Annotated in this window: 16 protein-coding genes; 13 read left to right on the forward strand and 3 right to left on the reverse strand. The window is 75.1% G+C overall.

What is annotated here, in order from left to right; all coding sequences use genetic code 11:
* The first annotated feature begins 139 nt into the window (after window positions 1-139).
* A complete protein-coding gene (locus ACIPYS_RS22165; RefSeq protein WP_400748520.1) occupies window positions 140-1,273 on the forward strand; it encodes a serine hydrolase domain-containing protein in 1,134 nt (377 codons plus the stop codon).
* A 72-nt stretch (window positions 1,274-1,345) separates the two neighbouring features.
* Here the strand turns inward: ACIPYS_RS22165 and ACIPYS_RS22170 are convergent, their stop codons facing one another.
* Window positions 1,346-3,298: a glycoside hydrolase family 5 protein gene (locus ACIPYS_RS22170; RefSeq protein WP_400748523.1), complete on the reverse strand. Its 1,953-nt coding sequence runs from the start codon at window positions 3,296-3,298 to the stop codon at window positions 1,346-1,348.
* A gap of 537 nt (window positions 3,299-3,835) precedes the next feature.
* On the opposite strand from ACIPYS_RS22170, the gene ACIPYS_RS22175 reads away from it, so the two are divergent.
* The 9 genes from ACIPYS_RS22175 to ACIPYS_RS22215 all read left to right on the forward strand — a co-directional run bounded on the left by ACIPYS_RS22175 (window position 3,836) and on the right by ACIPYS_RS22215 (window position 9,414).
* Window positions 3,836-4,708: an SMP-30/gluconolactonase/LRE family protein gene (locus tag ACIPYS_RS22175; RefSeq protein WP_400748526.1), complete on the forward strand. Its 873-nt coding sequence runs from the start codon at window positions 3,836-3,838 to the stop codon at window positions 4,706-4,708.
* A gap of 87 nt (window positions 4,709-4,795) precedes the next feature.
* The gene (locus ACIPYS_RS22180; RefSeq protein WP_093858567.1) at window positions 4,796-5,299 is read left to right on the forward strand and encodes a YfbM family protein; all 504 of its coding nucleotides are present in this window, start codon (window positions 4,796-4,798) and stop codon (window positions 5,297-5,299) included.
* Window positions 5,300-5,442: 143 nt separating this feature from the next.
* On the forward strand, window positions 5,443-6,390 hold the full coding sequence (locus ACIPYS_RS22185; protein ID WP_093858566.1) for an RNA polymerase sigma factor SigF: 948 nt from the start codon (window positions 5,443-5,445) through the stop codon (window positions 6,388-6,390).
* A gap of 194 nt (window positions 6,391-6,584) precedes the next feature.
* On the forward strand, window positions 6,585-6,983 hold the full coding sequence (locus ACIPYS_RS22190) for an STAS domain-containing protein (protein ID WP_093858565.1): 399 nt from the start codon (window positions 6,585-6,587) through the stop codon (window positions 6,981-6,983).
* Between the two features lie 206 nt (window positions 6,984-7,189).
* Window positions 7,190-7,672, forward strand: coding sequence for an ATP-binding protein (locus ACIPYS_RS22195; protein ID WP_093858564.1), 483 nt, complete (start codon window positions 7,190-7,192; stop codon window positions 7,670-7,672).
* A 219-nt stretch (window positions 7,673-7,891) separates the two neighbouring features.
* The gene (locus ACIPYS_RS22200) at window positions 7,892-8,260 is read left to right on the forward strand and encodes an SsgA family sporulation/cell division regulator (protein ID WP_159424746.1); all 369 of its coding nucleotides are present in this window, start codon (window positions 7,892-7,894) and stop codon (window positions 8,258-8,260) included.
* Window positions 8,261-8,400: 140 nt separating this feature from the next.
* Window positions 8,401-8,700: a WhiB family transcriptional regulator gene (locus ACIPYS_RS22205; RefSeq protein WP_093858562.1), complete on the forward strand. Its 300-nt coding sequence runs from the start codon at window positions 8,401-8,403 to the stop codon at window positions 8,698-8,700.
* A gap of 196 nt (window positions 8,701-8,896) precedes the next feature.
* Window positions 8,897-9,052, forward strand: coding sequence for a DUF6131 family protein (locus tag ACIPYS_RS22210; RefSeq protein ID WP_400748534.1), 156 nt, complete (start codon window positions 8,897-8,899; stop codon window positions 9,050-9,052).
* Between the two features lie 98 nt (window positions 9,053-9,150).
* A complete protein-coding gene (locus ACIPYS_RS22215; RefSeq protein ID WP_093858560.1) occupies window positions 9,151-9,414 on the forward strand; it encodes a hypothetical protein in 264 nt (87 codons plus the stop codon).
* Between the two features lie 70 nt (window positions 9,415-9,484).
* On the opposite strand, the gene ACIPYS_RS22220 is transcribed toward ACIPYS_RS22215, so the two are convergent.
* On the reverse strand, window positions 9,485-11,506 hold the full coding sequence (locus ACIPYS_RS22220) for a BTAD domain-containing putative transcriptional regulator (protein WP_400748537.1): 2,022 nt from the start codon (window positions 11,504-11,506) through the stop codon (window positions 9,485-9,487).
* A gap of 206 nt (window positions 11,507-11,712) precedes the next feature.
* Here ACIPYS_RS22220 and ACIPYS_RS22225 point away from each other — a divergent pair, with 206 nt between their 5' ends.
* Both ACIPYS_RS22225 and ACIPYS_RS22230 read left to right on the forward strand, forming a co-directional pair.
* Entirely contained in the window at window positions 11,713-12,189 is a 477-nt protein-coding gene (locus tag ACIPYS_RS22225; RefSeq protein WP_093858558.1) for a hypothetical protein, read from the forward strand.
* 201 nt (window positions 12,190-12,390) lie between these two features.
* Window positions 12,391-13,320, forward strand: coding sequence for an aminoglycoside adenylyltransferase domain-containing protein (locus ACIPYS_RS22230; protein WP_400748540.1), 930 nt, complete (start codon window positions 12,391-12,393; stop codon window positions 13,318-13,320).
* Here ACIPYS_RS22230 and ACIPYS_RS22235 read toward each other — a convergent pair.
* Window positions 13,307-14,203, reverse strand: coding sequence for an alpha/beta fold hydrolase (locus ACIPYS_RS22235; RefSeq protein ID WP_400748543.1), 897 nt, complete (start codon window positions 14,201-14,203; stop codon window positions 13,307-13,309). The genes ACIPYS_RS22230 and ACIPYS_RS22235 overlap by 14 nt on opposite strands.
* 78 nt (window positions 14,204-14,281) lie before the next feature.
* Between ACIPYS_RS22235 and ACIPYS_RS22240 the strand changes: the two genes are divergently transcribed.
* Window positions 14,282-15,259 carry a DUF5937 family protein gene (locus ACIPYS_RS22240; protein ID WP_400748545.1) on the forward strand — a complete coding sequence of 326 codons (978 nt, stop codon included), beginning with the start codon at window positions 14,282-14,284 and terminating at the stop codon, window positions 15,257-15,259.
* Window positions 15,260-15,574: the final 315 nt, after the last annotated feature.

Raw genomic sequence — 15,574 nt, forward strand, 5'->3', positions numbered from 1 at the left:
GTCAGGAGGCCTTCGCTCGAGGCACTTCCATGGCCCGGTGTGCTGTTGACCGAAATCTGAACGCAATGTAGCTTCGTCACTGTTCAACGATTCGCGAACGTCTGCGACGCAACACGGCACCCCGAAGAGAGGCACGACCATGTCCGTCAACACCGCTGCCCAGGACGCGTTCACCCCGTCGCCGGACGCCGTCGGGTCCGAGCGCCCCGAACTGCTGGCGGCCGCCCGGGCGTTCGTCGACGCCGGGTTCGCCGGGATCCAGCTGCGGGTGCACGACGAGCGGGGCGCCTGGGTCGGCGCCGCCGGGGTACGGGAGCTGGGCGGGACCGAACTGCCGCCGGTGGAGGGGAGGTTCTGGATCGGCAGCAGCACCAAGACCTTCGTCGCGGCGTTGGTCCTGCGGCTCGCCGCGGACGGCGCGATCGGGCTGGACGCCCCGGTGGCCGGACATCTGCCGGACCTCGGCCTGGACGGGCGGATCACCGTGCGGATGCTGCTCCAGCACACCAGCGGGCTCTACAACTACACCGGCGAGCTCGACGCCGACGGGACCTTCGTGCCGGGGCTCCCCTCGGTCGGCGGGCCCTGGGTGGAGAACCGGTTCCACGGCTACCGGCCGGAGGAGCTGGTGCGGTTCGCGCTCGCCGAGCCGGCCCGCTTCGAGCCGGGCACGGGTCAGAGCTACTCCAACACCAACTACACGGTGGCCGCGCTGCTGGTCGAGGCGGTCACCGGCCGACCGTACGCGGAGGCGATGCGCCAGTACGTCCTGGAGCCGCTCGGGCTGCGGGACACCGTCGTGCCGGGCGACTCCCCGGAGCTGCCCGAGCCGCACGCGCACGGCTACGCCCGCTACCGCGACGGCGAGGAGTGGAAGGTCGTCGACGTGTCTCGGCAGAACAGCTCGCTGCTGACCGGCGCGGGCGACATGATCTCCACCACCCGGGACCTGCACACCTTCTTCTCCGCACTGCTGGGCGGCCGACTGGTGCCGGCCCCGCTGCTGGAGGAGATGCGCACACCGCACGGGATGCTCGGCTACGGCCTCGGACTGTTCGTGCAGGACCTCGGCCCGGAGCGCGGCACCGTCGTCCACCACAACGGAGGTGCCCCGGGCGGCTACGGGGCGCTGATGATCGCCGCCCCGGACGGCAGCCGGACCCTCACCGCGGGTCTGACCACGGGCGACGCCGGGACGGACCCGGCGCAGGTCTTTCCGGCGGCGCTGGACGCGCTGATCACGGCCGTGTTCCGGGACGGCCGCGAGCGGTGACCCGGAAGCGCCCGCTGCCGGAGCGGTGTTCGCCGGACGGTGCCCGTCCGGCGAACACCGCCTGACGAACAGTCAGGCGAGGGAGCGGCAGAGCAGCGCGTCCGGGACGCCGTAGTGCAGCCACTTCCAGGTGTAGGCGACGCCGGCCAAGTACTCGTTGTCGCCGCACTGCCCCTTGTAGTGGCCCGGTGCCCAGTCGCTGCCGGACGAGCCGCCGGTGGTGGGACGGTTGTCGCCGTGGTCGAACCACAGGGTGCGGCTGCCGCCGGACGCCGGGGCGGCGGCGAGCGGAGCGCAGAGCAGCGCGGACATCGCGTCGGAGCGCACGCTGTGGCCGACGGCGAACGTGCCGTCCGGGCACTGGAGCTTGTTGTAGCCGGAGGCCCAGTCGCCGTGGGTCACGTAGCGCTCGTCGGTGACGGTGGTCCAGTCGCCGGTGCCGGTCGCGGGCTGCCCGGCGTCGGTGCACAGACCGCGGCCGTCACCGCGGGCGAGGCCGACCAGCCGCTGGCCGTCCGGGCAGTTGCCCTTGCGGTTGCCGGGGCTCCAGTCCGGCCGGGCGAGCATCCGCCGGGAGAGGTCGAGGTCGGCGTGGTCGAGGTCGAGCAGACCCCAGTGCGGGGAGGGGGCGACCTGGCCGGTGTACGAGGGGGCTCCGACCAGCCGGTTCCAGTACGGGGCGCGCCAGTCGCCCTGGTCCTCCAGGCTGAGCGGGCGGCCGGCGGTGTCGAAGTCGAGCAGCGCCCAACTGTCGTTCGGCACGCCGTTGCTGTGCCAGCCGACCAGCGGCCAGACGGCGAAGTCGGTGTCGTTCGCCGCCAGGATCCGGGTGAAGTTGTCGAACCAGGCCTGTTCCTTGGCGTCGGTCGAGCCCCGGCCGCCGGCGCCGAACTCGCTGATCCACACCGGCGCGGTGAAGTGCTGGCCGGACCGGGTGACGAACAGGGCCTCGTCGTCGACGACCTGCGCCAGCTGTGCCGGGGTGAAGTCCTGGTAGCGCGGGTCGCCCGTGGAGCCGGCGGAGCCGCTCGCCGCACCCGTGTTGGCCGGGCCGGTGTAGCCGTAGAAGTGTGCCGAGTAGACCAGTTTGCCCGAGTCGATCAGGGCGTTGGAGAGGGTGCGGACCGGGGTCAGCTGCGGCCGGCCGTGGCTGAACCCGGCGGCCGGTATTCCGTACCAGTTGATGCCCTCCATGACGACCAGCAGGTCGGGGGCGGTCCGCAGGATCCGGTTCCCGGCCTCCTCGAAGGCGGCGTACTGGTCGTGGCTGTCGCCCAGGCCCCAGTTGGGGTCGTCCCAGGTGTCGCGGCGGACCTCGTTGCGCAGGTCGGCGCCGACCACGCGCTTGTTGTCCTTGTACCGGCCGGCCAGCGTGACCCAGTCGTCGATCCACTGCTGGGTCGACTGGCCGCTGTTCCAGCGCTCGTTGCCGTCCAGGCCGCAGCAGAAGCGGTAGCTGGTGGTGTGGTTGTTGAGGATCACCGCGAAGCCGTCGGCGGTCAGCGCCGAGACGACCGCGTCGAACACCTGGAGCGGAGTCTTCCCGCGCAGCTGAGGGTTGGCGGTGACGGCGACGTCCGGCACGGTGCTCGGGTCGTGCAGCAGGGCGTTGGCGAACGGCAGCCGGACACTGTTGATGCCGAGGCGGTGGAAGCCGCTCAGGATGTCGGCGATCGGGGCCCGGTCAAGGCCGAGCGGCAGGTTGTAGGACACCTGCCCGGCCTGGTTGTCGGCCGGGTCGGTGGTGGACCCGCTGCCCTGCCAGGTGCCCTGGGCGCCGGCCCAGTTGCCGGACTTCAGCTTGAAGCGGGCGCCGGTGGCGTCGACGACGTACCGGCCCCGGGTGCTGAGCGGACCGGTCCAGGAGGCGGACAGGGCGGGTCCGTCGAGGACCGCCGGTGCCGCCCCGGACGGCCCGGAGGCGGTCGTGGTGGCTCCGGCGGCGGTGCCGGTGCCCGCCGTCATGGCGACGCAGGCGAGCAGGGCGGCCCCCGCCGCCAGCGCGCGGCGCGCGAATGTGTTCATGGTCGTCCCGGTGGGTGAGGGTGGTCTGGCATGGATGTGACAACCTCTGGTGTGACAGTCATTCATTCCCCGTTCCGCGCACCGGGACTCCGCAGTGGTCCGGTACTAGGAACGGCGGACAGGGGTGCCGGGAGGCGTCCGGTCCCCGGCCGGTCCGTGCCGACGGTCGCGCCGGAGGCTAGCAGTGGTGCGGAGGTTGTACGGACAACTCCCGGTGGCGCAGTCCGAGCGGTTCGGCGAACGGGGAAGGGTGGGCGGTGCGTGCACGGCCGACTTCCGGTGGCGACTTCCGGTGGCGAGTGGCGAGTGGCGAGTGGCGAGTTGCGGGCGACGGGCGACGGGCGACGGGCGGCGAGTGGTGGGTGCCGGTGGTCGGTGCTCACGGGGCCGGGCGGGTGTCGGTGCCGGTACGGATCTTCTCAGCGCCGGTCGCGCGCACTACGGTGAGGCCGTGGCGGACGCCCGGGGCGGAGTGCGGGGGCCGCGTCGCCGGCGTCACCCGCCCCGACCGGACCTCGCAGAACGGAAACCACCACCATGCCCGAGCAGGAGCAGCAGCCCTTCGTCTGGGCCCCAGGCACCCATGAGCTGGGGGAGGGCGCCCGCTGGGTCGACGGCCGGCTCGTCTTCACCGACATCCTCACCGGCCGGCTCCTCGAGGTCTCCGGCACCGAGCCGGGCACGCCGCGCGAACTCCTGCGCCTGGACGTGCCCCTGGGCGCGGTCGCCCCGGTCGAGGGCCGCCCCGGGCACTGGATCGCCGCGGCGGGCACCGGAATCGCCCTCCTCGGCCCGGACGGCTCCACCGAGTGGCTGGCCCGCCCGGAGGAGCACACCGCCACCCCGATGCGGATGAACGACGGCGTCTGCGACCCGCAGGGCCGCTTCTGGGCCGGCAGCATGGCGTACGACGAGACCCCGGGCGCCGGTTCGCTCTACCGCACCGACCACGACGGCACCGTCCACCGCGTCCTCACCGGACTGACCATCGTCAACGGCCCCGCCTTCAGCGCCGACGGCCGGTTGCTCCACGTCGCCGACAGCACGGCGGGCGTCATCCACCGTTGCACCCTCGACGCGGACGGGAACCCGCTGGACATGACGGAGTTCGTCCGGATCACCGACGGCGGATCCCCCGACGGCATGACCGTCGACACCCGCGGCCGGCTCTGGGTCGCGGTCTGGGGGAGCGCGGCCGTCCACCGCTACGAGCCCGACGGCACCCTGTCGGCCGTCGTCCCGCTGCCGGCACCCCAGCCCACTTCCGTCTGCCTCCCGCCGGCCGGCGGGCGCCTCCTCGTCACCACCGCCCGGCTGGGCCTGCCCGGCGCACCGCCCCCGTCCGGCGCGGTGCTCGCCGTCCCCGTCGACGCCGCCGCCCCGCCCGCCGCCGGCTACCGCCCGCGCTGACACCCGGCCGGGCCAGGTCCGGGGCCGGCCCGTCCCGGACCGGCCCGACCGGCTCGCGCTGTCGGTGCCCCGGCCTAGGCTGCGGCCATGAGCATGATCGGGAGGTATCTCCGCCTGAGCGCCGGAGAGTTGGAGCGGGCGGGACAGGACCCGGAGTGGGTCCGGGAGTTCGCGGAGGAACTGGACGAGGGAGCGCGGGGCGGCAGGTCCGGCGGAGCGTGGGCGCGTCTGCACGGCACCGGCAGGGCATGGCAGGCGCTCGACTTCCTGCTCCGCCGCCGCGAGTTCCCGGTCGACGTCGTGTACGGCGAGGCGGAGCTGCCCGGGGCCGAGGACTGGGGCTACGGCCCGCCGTGCCTGATCACCCCCGAGCGGGTCCGCCTCGCCGCCGGGACGTTCGCGCAGCTGGACCCGGGCCGGCTGACGGAGGGGATCTCGGCCGCCGACCTCGCCGAGGCCCGGATCTACCCGCACGGACTGTGGGACTCCGAGGACGCGCTGCACCTGGTGACGGCCGAGTACCGCGCCCTGGCCGACTTCCTCGGCGCGGTCGCGACCCGTCGGCACGGCGTCCTGGTCTGGATCGAGTGAGGACGCCCGGGGCGACCGTGCCGCAGAGGTGCACCGGATCCCCACGAGTCGCGGTTCACCGAATCTCCACGCGGGGCGGCCGCATCCTTCCGCCGATCGGGGGTACCGGGCCAGGACCGTGCCGACACGACGGAAGGACTCCCATGGTGGCCCCCACCGGTGAACTGCTCGTTTCCGCCGCTGCCCCGACGGCGGACCCCTCCGGACCCGCGACGCCCGCGACCGCCCCCGGCGCCGACGGTCCCGGCCGTACTCCCGGTACCGGCTCCGGCCTGCGGGACCTGCTGCCGCCCGAACTCGCGGCGGTGGACGACCCGCGCGAGGTGGCGCCCGCGGACGCCCGGGACCTCACCCGCCAGCTGCTGCGCCGACTGGCCACGCTGGAGGAGGGGACCAGGGAGTACTCGTACGTCCGCACCACCCTGGTGGAGCTGAACCTCTCCCTGGTGCGGTTCGCGATCCGGCGCTTCGACGCCCACCGCGAGCCGAAGGAGGACCTGCTCCAGGTCGGCGCCGTCGGCCTGATCAAGGCCATCGACCGGTTCGACCCCACGCTCGGCGTGGAGTTCACCACCTTCGCCGTGCCGACGGTGCTCGGCGAGATCCGGCGGCACTTCCGCGACACCACCTGGGCCGTGCACGTGCCCCGCCGCCTCCAGGAGCTGCGGATCACGCTCGCCCGCGCGCAGGAGCGGCTCGCCCAGCGTCTGGACCGCGCCCCGACCGTGGCCGAACTCGCCGAGCACCTCTCGCTCACCCCGGAGGAGGTCGTCGAGGGCCTGACCGCCGCCAACGGCCACACCGCGGGCTCGCTCGACGGCGGCGGCCCCGAGGGCGGCGCCGACCCCGGGCCGCTCGGGGAGCAGATCGGCACCGACGACCACGACCTCGCCCTGGTCGAGGACCTGGTCGCGCTGAAGCCCCTGATAGCCGCCCTGCCCGAACGCGAGCGCCGCATCCTGTCGATGCGCTTCTGCGAGGACCTCACCCAGTCCCAGATCGGTGCCCGGCTGGGCCTGTCCCAGATGCACGTGTCCCGGCTCCTCTCGCGCACGCTCGGCCGGCTGCGCGACGGCCTGGAGGACGCCTGAGGGTGTCGTCCGGCGCGGCCGCCGAGGGCGTGGCGGCCCCTGACCCGCAAGCCTGACCCGCAGACCCGACCGCAAGCCTGACCCGCAGACCTGACCGCAAGCCTGACCCGCAAGCCTGACCCGCAAACCCTTCACTTGGCCCGACGGGCACGGCCTCCGTATCGTCGGAGGGCACGGACACGGAGGGGACGACGATGATGCCATCCGACAACGACCCGGGGGACACCACGCTGGCGGCGTTCCCCCCGTACCGTCCCGGACTGATGGTGGAGACCCGCTCCGCGCCCGGCGGCGCGATGATCTGCGTCCTCGTCGGCGATCTCGACATCGAGACCCTCGCGCCGGCCGCCGAGACACTCGGCGCTCTGGTCGCGCAGCGCCCCGAGGCCGTGGTGATCGACCTCGGCGGGGTGGGATTCTGCGACTCCTCCGGCCTGAACGTGCTGCTCAGGACCCGGATCGCGGCCGAGCGGGGTGGGCTGGAGCTGCGGCTCGCCGCCGTGCCGCCCACCGTGATGCGGGTGCTCGACCTGACCGGTGCCCGTGCGGTGTTCTCGATCCACGACTCGGTGGCCGGGGCGCTGGCCCGCTGAGCAGGTCTCGGCCGTCCGGCGGCGGTGGCCGTCCGTTCCCCGCGCGGCCCTCCCCTCCGTGCGCGGCCGGACCGCCGCCTTCGGCCGTTCCCGGACTTCCGCGCCCGGACGCGTACCCCGATCGCACGCGCAACGGGCATAATTCCGGGACTGCCGGGAAACCGACCACGCGACAGATCGCCGTCGATCCGAAAGGGCGCCCTCGCATGACGATGAGCAGCGGAACCCTGGACGGCGACCCGCACCGGGCCGGGCCCGAGGCCCCCGTCGGCGGTCAGCGCAGGCGGCTGACCCTCGCCGGACTCCCCAAACCGGTCGCCCACGCCCGGACGTTCACCGCCCGTGCGCTCGGTGAGTGGTTCCCGTCCGCTCCCGCGCCCGGGGGTGGTGACGGTGCCTCCGACGACCTCGTGCTGCTGGTCGCCGAGCTCGTCGCCAACGCGATGCTGCACGGCGACGGCCCGTTGGAGCTGGTCCTGCACGTCACCGAGGCCCGGCTGCGGGTCGAGGTCAGCGACCGCAGCCCCGCGATGCCCGAGCTGCGCCGGCCGCACAACCCGGCGCTGCCCGGCGGCCACGGCCTGTTCATCGTGCAGCGGACCGCCGACCGCTGGGGCGCCGAGCCGCACGGCCAGGGCAAGACGATCTGGGCCGAGGTGGGCGTCCCCCGGTTGCTCGGCCCTCGCTGAGCGCGGCCGCCGCACGGCACGCCGTCGCAAGCCGCACCGTCGTACTGCGCACCGCCGTAATGCGCACCGGCGCAAGCCGCACCGGCGCACCGCGCGCCGCCACGCCGCCACGCCGCCGCATGATTCCGGCCGTCCGGGGCACACGGGGGCCGACAGTGTCCGGCACAGGAAAGAGCGGGGGCGAGGCCGATGTCGAAAGCGGTGGCGGTACACCTGACGATGCGTCTGATCACCGGAGAGGACCGGGGCCGGGACCTGGCCGTCGAGTGCCGGTACGAGGCCGGGGACCCCTACGCGGTCCGGCTGGACTTCGGCGGCGGCGAGGAGACGGTCTGGGTCCTGGCCCGGGAGCTGCTCGCCGCCGGGCTGCGCGGACCGGCGGGGGACGGGGACGTCCACATCGAGCCCAGTGCGACCGGGCGGCGCGTCCTCATCGCGCTGGGCGGTCAGGAGGGCGTGGCGCTCCTCGACACCCCGGCCCGGCCGCTCGCGCGGTTCCTCACCGCGACCGGCCGCACCGTCCCGATGGGCTCGGAGTCGGCCCGGATCGACTGGGACGGCTGGCTGCGCCGACTGCTGTCCGCCTGAGCCCGCCCGAGCCCGCTTCGGCCCGCCCGAACCCGGCCGGGGCCGGTCGTACGGACGGTCGCACGAACAGGGGGCATGAACCGGGACATCCGGGTTAGACGAGCGGACGAACCGACCGATCCGCCAGGAAAGGGCCCGCGATGACCGAGATCTCCCGCCTCCCCGGAGCCGTCGAGCAGCACTGGAACTGGCAGTTGGAGGGAGCCTGCCGCGGTGTCGACAGCAGCATATTCTTCCACCCCGCCAACGAGCGCGGCACCGCCGCCAAGGAGCGCGAGCAGCACGCCAAGTCGGTCTGCGCCCGCTGCCCGGTCCGCGTGCAGTGCCGCCGCTACGCGCTCGCCACCCGTGAGCCGTACGGCGTGTGGGGCGGTCTGACCGAAGGGGAGCGCCGTGTGCTGTTCACCGACTTCGCCGCGCCGGGCGCCCGGCCGGCGTAGGGCGGCGGCGTGCCCCGGCCGCGGGCGCTGCGCGGCGCCCCCGGCCGACCGGGTCCGGGCCGCCGACAGGGTTCGCGTCGCGGGGCGGGTTTGCGCCCTGGGGCGGGTGGTAGACGCAGCACCGGGCGGCGGCCGAAGAGCGGCAGGTCACACGGCCTCCGCGGCCCCGCCCGCCCGAACCCACCGGGAGGCTTCCGTGATCGTCCTCGGAGTCGTTCTGCTCATCATCGGTTTCCTCACAGGTATCTCGATCCTGTGGACCATCGGCATCGTGCTGCTCGTCGTCGGCGCCGTGCTGTGGATCGCCGGCGCGATCGGCCACGAGGTCGGTGGACGCCGTCACTACTACTGACGGAGCCGCCGTCGCCCGGATCCGGACGCCCCCAGGCCGTCTCCCACGAACAGCCCACCCGGGGTGTCCGGGGGTCCGGGGCGGCAGATCCTCGTGTCATGGCCGCGATCGTCGTCCTCTACGAGTTGGACCCCGGGCAGGTGCTCGGCCCGGACGGGGTGGAGCCCGCCGTGCTGGGCGTGCACGCGGCCGGGGCGGACCCCGACGTGCCGGAGGACCCGCTGCCGCGCACCCTGTGCGGGCGGGACACGGCGGGCATGGAGCACGCCCACTTCCGGGCCGGCCTGGGCGAGCCGTGGTACCCGCCCGCCCTCGCCGAGCAGCGCTGCCGGGAGTGCGAGCGGGCGCTGCGGTCGTCCTGACGGCCGTTGGAGCCGGCGCGGGGAGCGGCCGCGGAGGCCGGCACGACGGCTGCCGTCACCGGAAGGACGGCTACCGGAGCCGGAACAGCACGGCCCGCCAGCCCGTGCTCGCGGTTCCGTGCCCCTCGCAGGCGGCCTCCGGAGCCCCGCGCCAGGTCAGGTACGTGGTCGTCAGCCGTAGGTCCGCCGGGCCCGCCGACCGGGGCGCGCCGGGTCGCTCGACGGCGGGGAGCCGGTGCCAGTCGGCGGGGAGGTCCGGCGGGGGTCCGCCGTTGCTGCCGACCGCGCCGAACAGCAGGTCCCCGTCCTCGCACGGGACCAGGTCGCCGCCGAGCGCCAGGTCCCGGCCGCCCGACGCCGAATCCGGGTCGGACACCGTCTCGATCCACGGGCCGGCCCCGGTGACCCCCCGGAAGTCGTCCACCGCGGCGAAGCCCTGCGCGGCGTCCGGCCACAGGATCCGGATCATGTCGAGTTCGTCCATCGCCTTGGCGCGCACCGATACGAAGACCGCCAGCCGGCTGCCGTCCTGGTCGATCGGGTAGCCGACGAGCCGGTAGCGGTTGCCGACGGTGTCGGTCACCGTGAGCGGCCCGGGGCCGGTGCCGCCCAGCAGTACGGTGACGACCAGGGTGTCCCCGTCCCGGACCGGGCTGCGGACCTCCAGTTCCTCGCCCTTGGCGTGCACGAGGTCGGTGGGGGTCCCTTCCCAGGCCACCCGTGCGACGTAGGACCCGTGGCTCGCGGCCGCGGCGGTGGTGGACCGGGCGCCGACCGCCGCGTGCGGCACCGCGGCGCCGCCGTCGGACACGGCGGAGGCGGCCAGCAGAGCGGCCACCGCGGCGCCGACCCAGCGGGAGGACCGGAGCGGGCGGCGGGGCCGGTGGTTCCGGGGGCCCGCCGGGGAGCCGTCGGCGGTGGGGAAACCGGTGGGGAAACCGGTGGGGGAACCGGCGGAGTGCCCGTCGGCGGGCCCGGCGGGACGCGCCGCCGTCACCGGCGGGACCGGACCGCCCTGCGCCGGCACCCGGTTCCCGGGCGCCCGGGTCGATTGTGTCGACGGCGTCGACGGGGCAGTCCTGGGTGGCTGAGGATCGCCGGACTGTCCGACATGTCCGGAGTGTCCGTCCCGGTCGGACGTCTCGGCCGGTTCGGTCCGTCCGACGTGGTCGGACACTTCGGACACCTCGGGCGGCGGGACCGGCCGGTCCGGCCCGGGGCGGTCGACCGGCACTCCCTGCCGAGGTCCCGCGGCCACCGTGACGGCCGCCCCCGGCACCGGTACCCGCGCTTCCGGTACCCGCGCTCCCGGCACTCGTACCCCCGGCACTCGTACCCCCGGAAGCAGCAGCGCCGGATCGTCGGCGAGCACTCCCCGGTGCAACTCCCGGAGCTCGGCCCCGGGTTCGATGCCCAGCTGGTCGACCAGCACCCGCCGCCCGTTCTGGAAGGCCTCCAGTGCCTCGGCCCGCCGCCCGCTGCGGTGCAGCGCGAGCATCAGATGCGCCCGCAGCCGCTCGTCGAAGGGGTGCGCCCCGGTCAGCGCGGCGAGTTCGCCCAGCAGGCCGGCGTGCCGCCCGAGCCCGAGCCGTACCTCGATGTGCTGGTGCTGGGCCCGGACCCGGGCGCTCTCCAGCAGGTCGAGCTCGGACCGCAGGACGGCGCTGTCCGGGACGTCGACCAGGGGTTCGCCCCGCCACAGCCCCAGGGCACGGCCCAGCAGGGGCTCCGCGGCGCCCGGGTCACCGTCGTCGACCAGGGTCCGCGCCCGTTCGCACAGCTCCTGGAAGGTGCGGACGTCCAGCTCGCCGTCGCCCAGTTCGACGGCGTACCCGCCGCTGCGGGTCACCACCCGTCCGCCGGCCTCGGGCCCCAGGGCCCGTCTCAGCCGCATCACATAGCTGGGCAGCGCCGCCCGGCTGCGGGACGACACGGCGGTGTCCCACACCGCCCCGGCCAGCTGGTCGCCGGTCACCGTCCGTCCGGCCCGCACCAGCAGCAGGGCCAGCGCGGCGCGCAGCCGCGGTCCGCCCACGGTGATCTCGCCGTCCGGGCCGTAGACCCGTAACGGACCCAGTACCTCGAACCGCACGCCCGCCCCCCGACAGCGTCGCCCCCCGCCCGAACGGTCGGATGCTACCAGTCTGCGAGCGGAATGCGATCGGACTGCTACGCCCTGTCCAACAGCGTTGTGCCGTGTCCGGGACCACCCGCCGCTCCGGCCGGCGGTCCAGGCGCGCACACCGACACCAGACACAGGTCCTGGCGCGCCGCGCCGGGGACCGGGGAGGGGAACCCATGAGGAAGACCGGCGTCAGGTCGAGGACGGCCGCCGTTCTGCTCGCGGTGGGGATCGCGGCCGGAGGTGTGGCCACGGCCGCGCCGGCGAGCGCGCGCACCACCGCCTGCAACATCATCAACATCGGACAGCCCGGAAACGTCTACTGGCACGGCCAGTACGCCGGGCAGGTCGAGCAGCAGTACGACAACTGCGGTCACGTACTGGCGCACTGGCAGTGGGCGGGGGCCTTCCAGGCGGCCAACCCGGGTGCCTACGTCTACGTCGGCCTGAGGTCGCCGTACGGCTACAGCAACCAGTGGGGCCCGTACAGCGTGAACAGCAAGGACGTGACCGTGGGCTGGGTCGACATCCACGCCGTCGACCCGGACGCCTGGATCGCGATGGCTTCGGTCAACGGGTGCAACTGGGCCTACGGCAGCGAGCACTGGTACGGCGGCGCCGACTGGGCCGGGCCGGTCAACTCCAGCTGCTGACCCCGACGGGTGCGGCTCCCGGCGCCCCTCGGCCGGGGCCGCACCCCCGCAGGCTCCGGAACCGCCCCACCGGTTCCGGGGCCGCACCCGGCTGTGACGGGGGTCGGCCGGGTGCGGCCGCGGGTCCGGCGGCCACGGTGGGCTCCTTGGTGGGCCCGGCCGGCCGGACTACCGGACCGGACGGTGGGGGAGACTGGCGGAATGAACCAGTTGCAGCAGATCGTGGCACTCGCCGACGGTGTACTGGGCCGGGACGTGGTCGGGATCTACCTCCACGGGTCCGCCGTGCTGGGCGGCCTCCGGCCGGCCAGCGACCTGGACGTGCTGCTGGTCTCCGAACGGTCGCCGGTGGAGCGGGAGCGGGCGGCCCTGCTCGAGGGCCTGCTCCGGATCTCCGGCACCGGAGCCGCGGGGGGAATCGCAGAGGGGACTGCGGACGGGGACGGTGACGCGGCCGCGGCCGGCGCGCGGCCGGTCGAGCTCGCACTGGTCGTGCGGTCCGACGTCCGGCCCTGGCGCTACCCGCCGGTCTGCGACTTCCTGTACGGCGAGTGGCTGCGCGCGGACTACGAGGCCGGAGCGGTCCCCCGGCCGGAGCCGATGCCCGACCTGGCGCTGCTGATCACGATGGTCCTGGCCGGCGACCGGCCGCTCGCCGGTCCGCCCCCGGCCCGGGTCCTCGACCCCGTGCCGCACGCCGACCTGGTCCGGGCGAGCCTGGCGGGCCTCCCCGGCCTGCTCGACGACCTGGAGCAGGACACCCGGAACGTGCTGCTCACCCTCGCCCGGATCTGGAGCACCCTCGCCACCGGCCGGATCGACTCGAAGGACACCGCCGCCGACTGGGCCCTCGCCCGGCTCCCGTCCGAGCACCGAGCCGTGCTGGCCCACGCCAGGAGGCTCTACCTCGACCGCCGCTACTCCGAGGAGAGCTGGAGCGCGGAACTGCGGTCGCGGGTGCGCCCGCACGCGGACCGGGTGCTCGCCGAGATCGACCGGCTGAGCCCCGGGAGCGGCCCGCACCGGGGCCTGCCCGCACCCGCCGTGGCGGCCCGCCCCGTCGCTGCCGATCGCCCGGCCGTCCCGGCCCGCCCCGTCGCTGCCGATCGCCCCGCCGTCAACGGGAGCTGAACGTCGCGGCCGTGGTGGCGGCCCGGGCGGCGGCCGTGCGGTGGAGGAAGTCCTCCACCGTCGCCGTGAAGGCGGCCGGGTCGTCCAGCCACGGGTAGTGGCCGCCCCCGGGCTGGACGGCGAGCGTCACGTCCGGGAACAGCGCGGCCGCGGCGGTGGCGGAAGCCGCGGTGGGCCACAGGTCGAGTTCGCCGGCCAGCAGCAGGACGGGGCAGGGCAGGGCACCCAGTCGCCGCCGGAGCCGCTCGGTGTCGGGGGTGTAGCCGGCGTAGTAGTTCTCGCTGACGGCCAGTGAGCGCTGGGCCGGGTCGGCGGCGGCATGGGCCCGCGCGGCGTCGTCCCAGCGGCCGTACATCAGGGGTTCGAAGGCCAATCGGTGCGGGGCGGCCTCGGCGAAGCTCCGGGCCGACTTCACCTTCCGGTAGGCGGCCACCGCCCCGGCGTGCCAGGGCTCGGCGGCGCGGGCGGCGATCACCCGCTCCGCGTCGAGGTCGGAGGCCGCCCCGACGGCGGCGAAGGACGGGGTGACCAGGACCAGCCCGGTCAGCCGGTCGGGGTGCGCGGCGGCGTACAGGAGGGCGAGGCTGCCCCCGGCGGAGTGGCCCAGCAGGTCGACGCGGTCCAGGCGGAGGTGGCGGCGCAGCGCCTCGACGTCCTCGACCAGGCGGTCGACGCGGAAGGTGCCCGGGTCGGCCGGGGTCGCGGAGGCGCCGGTGCCGCGGGTGTCGGGCAGGATCAGGGTACGGGTCGCGGCGAGGCCGCCGAGATCGCCGAGATAGGCGGCGGCACGGCCGGGCCCGCCGGGCAGGACCAGCAGCGGCGGGCCGTCGCCGACCGTGCGGAAGGCGAGCTCGGTGCCGTCGTACGAGGTGAAGGTCTCCATGCCGAACAGCCTGCGGGGCGGTCGGTCGGTGCGGCTATCGTTCAGTCACGGCTTAATGATCGGAAGGGGGCGGCGGTCGTGGCGGTGGAGATCCGGCTGTCGGCGGCGGAGGTGGCCCGGGTGCGGCTCGCGGTGTCGCCGCTGGCCGAGACGGTGCTCGGGGTGCGGGCGGCGCTCGGCGCGGGCGGTCACCAGGTCCACCTGCCGTGGCTGCGGGAGGCCCGTCCGGCGCTCGCGGCCGAGCCCGAACTGCCCCTGCTGCGAACCCTGCTGGAGGGCTGTCTGCCCGCCTTCCTGTTCCCGCTGCCGGACGGGCGGGTGCCTGCCTTCGCCACCGAACTGGCGGGCCTGCGGGCGGTCGACCCCGGCTATGTCGCCGCCGAGTGCGCCGCTGCGCTGGGGCCGGCCCGGGCGGCCCGCGAGCTGCCGGAGGCGGCCGAACTGCTGGCCCGGGCCGCCGACGCGCTGGACCGCTGCCACTCCCGGCTGGTGGCTCCGCACTGGGGGCGGATGCGGGCGGTGCTGGAGGCGGACCTCGGTCGGCGGGCGGTGGCGCTGGTGGACGCCGGGGTGGAGGGCCTGTTCGCCGAGCTGCACTCCGACGTGGTGTGGCGGGAGGGCGAGTTGCTGGTGGGCGGCCGTCGCAGGACCGCCGCTCCGTGGACGGTCGCGGGCGGCGGGCACGGCCTGGTGCTGATGCCGTCGGTGTTCGCCTGGCCGGACGTGCTCGTCGACCACTCGCCGCGCGCCGCCGCCTCGATCCGCTATCCGGCGACCGGTGTCGGACTGCTGTGGGAGCGGCCCCGGCCCTCCTCGGACGGGCTGGCCGCCGTCCTCGGCCGCACCCGGGCCGCCCTGCTGGACGCGCTCGCCGAACCGCTGTCCACCCCCGAGCTCGCCGACCGGCTCGGCGTCAGCCCGAGCGCCGTCTCGCAGCACCTGGGCGCCCTGCGCGGCGCGGGCCTGGTGAGCACCCGCCGCACCGGCCGCACCGCCCTCCATCTGCGTACCGGCACCGGCACCGCGCTCAACGGCGGTGCGGTGGAGCCCTCCTGAGCTGCCGTCCGGTCCCGGGGCCGAACCCCCGCCGGCTTCCGCTCCGCCCGGTGGATTGAGTACGGGTACTCAGGCGCGGGTGCGGCCGGGGCGGCAGGATCGGCGGCATGATCAGTCCTCAGCACGGGAGCACGGGCCGACGGCGGATACGGGACACGGCCGGGGTGACGGCGGGATGATCTGGGGACCGCGCGGTCCGGTGCGCCTGCCGGACGGGATGTTCGGACCAGGACCAGGACCGGGACCGGGACCGGGACCGGCGTCGGGGTCGGGCCTCGGGCGTCGGAGGGGCGTCCGGACGGCGGGACCGCGGCG

It is taken from the genome of Kitasatospora sp. NPDC089913 (assembly GCF_044748625.1).
In the GTDB taxonomy this organism is placed as follows: Bacteria; Actinomycetota; Actinomycetes; order Streptomycetales; family Streptomycetaceae; genus Kitasatospora.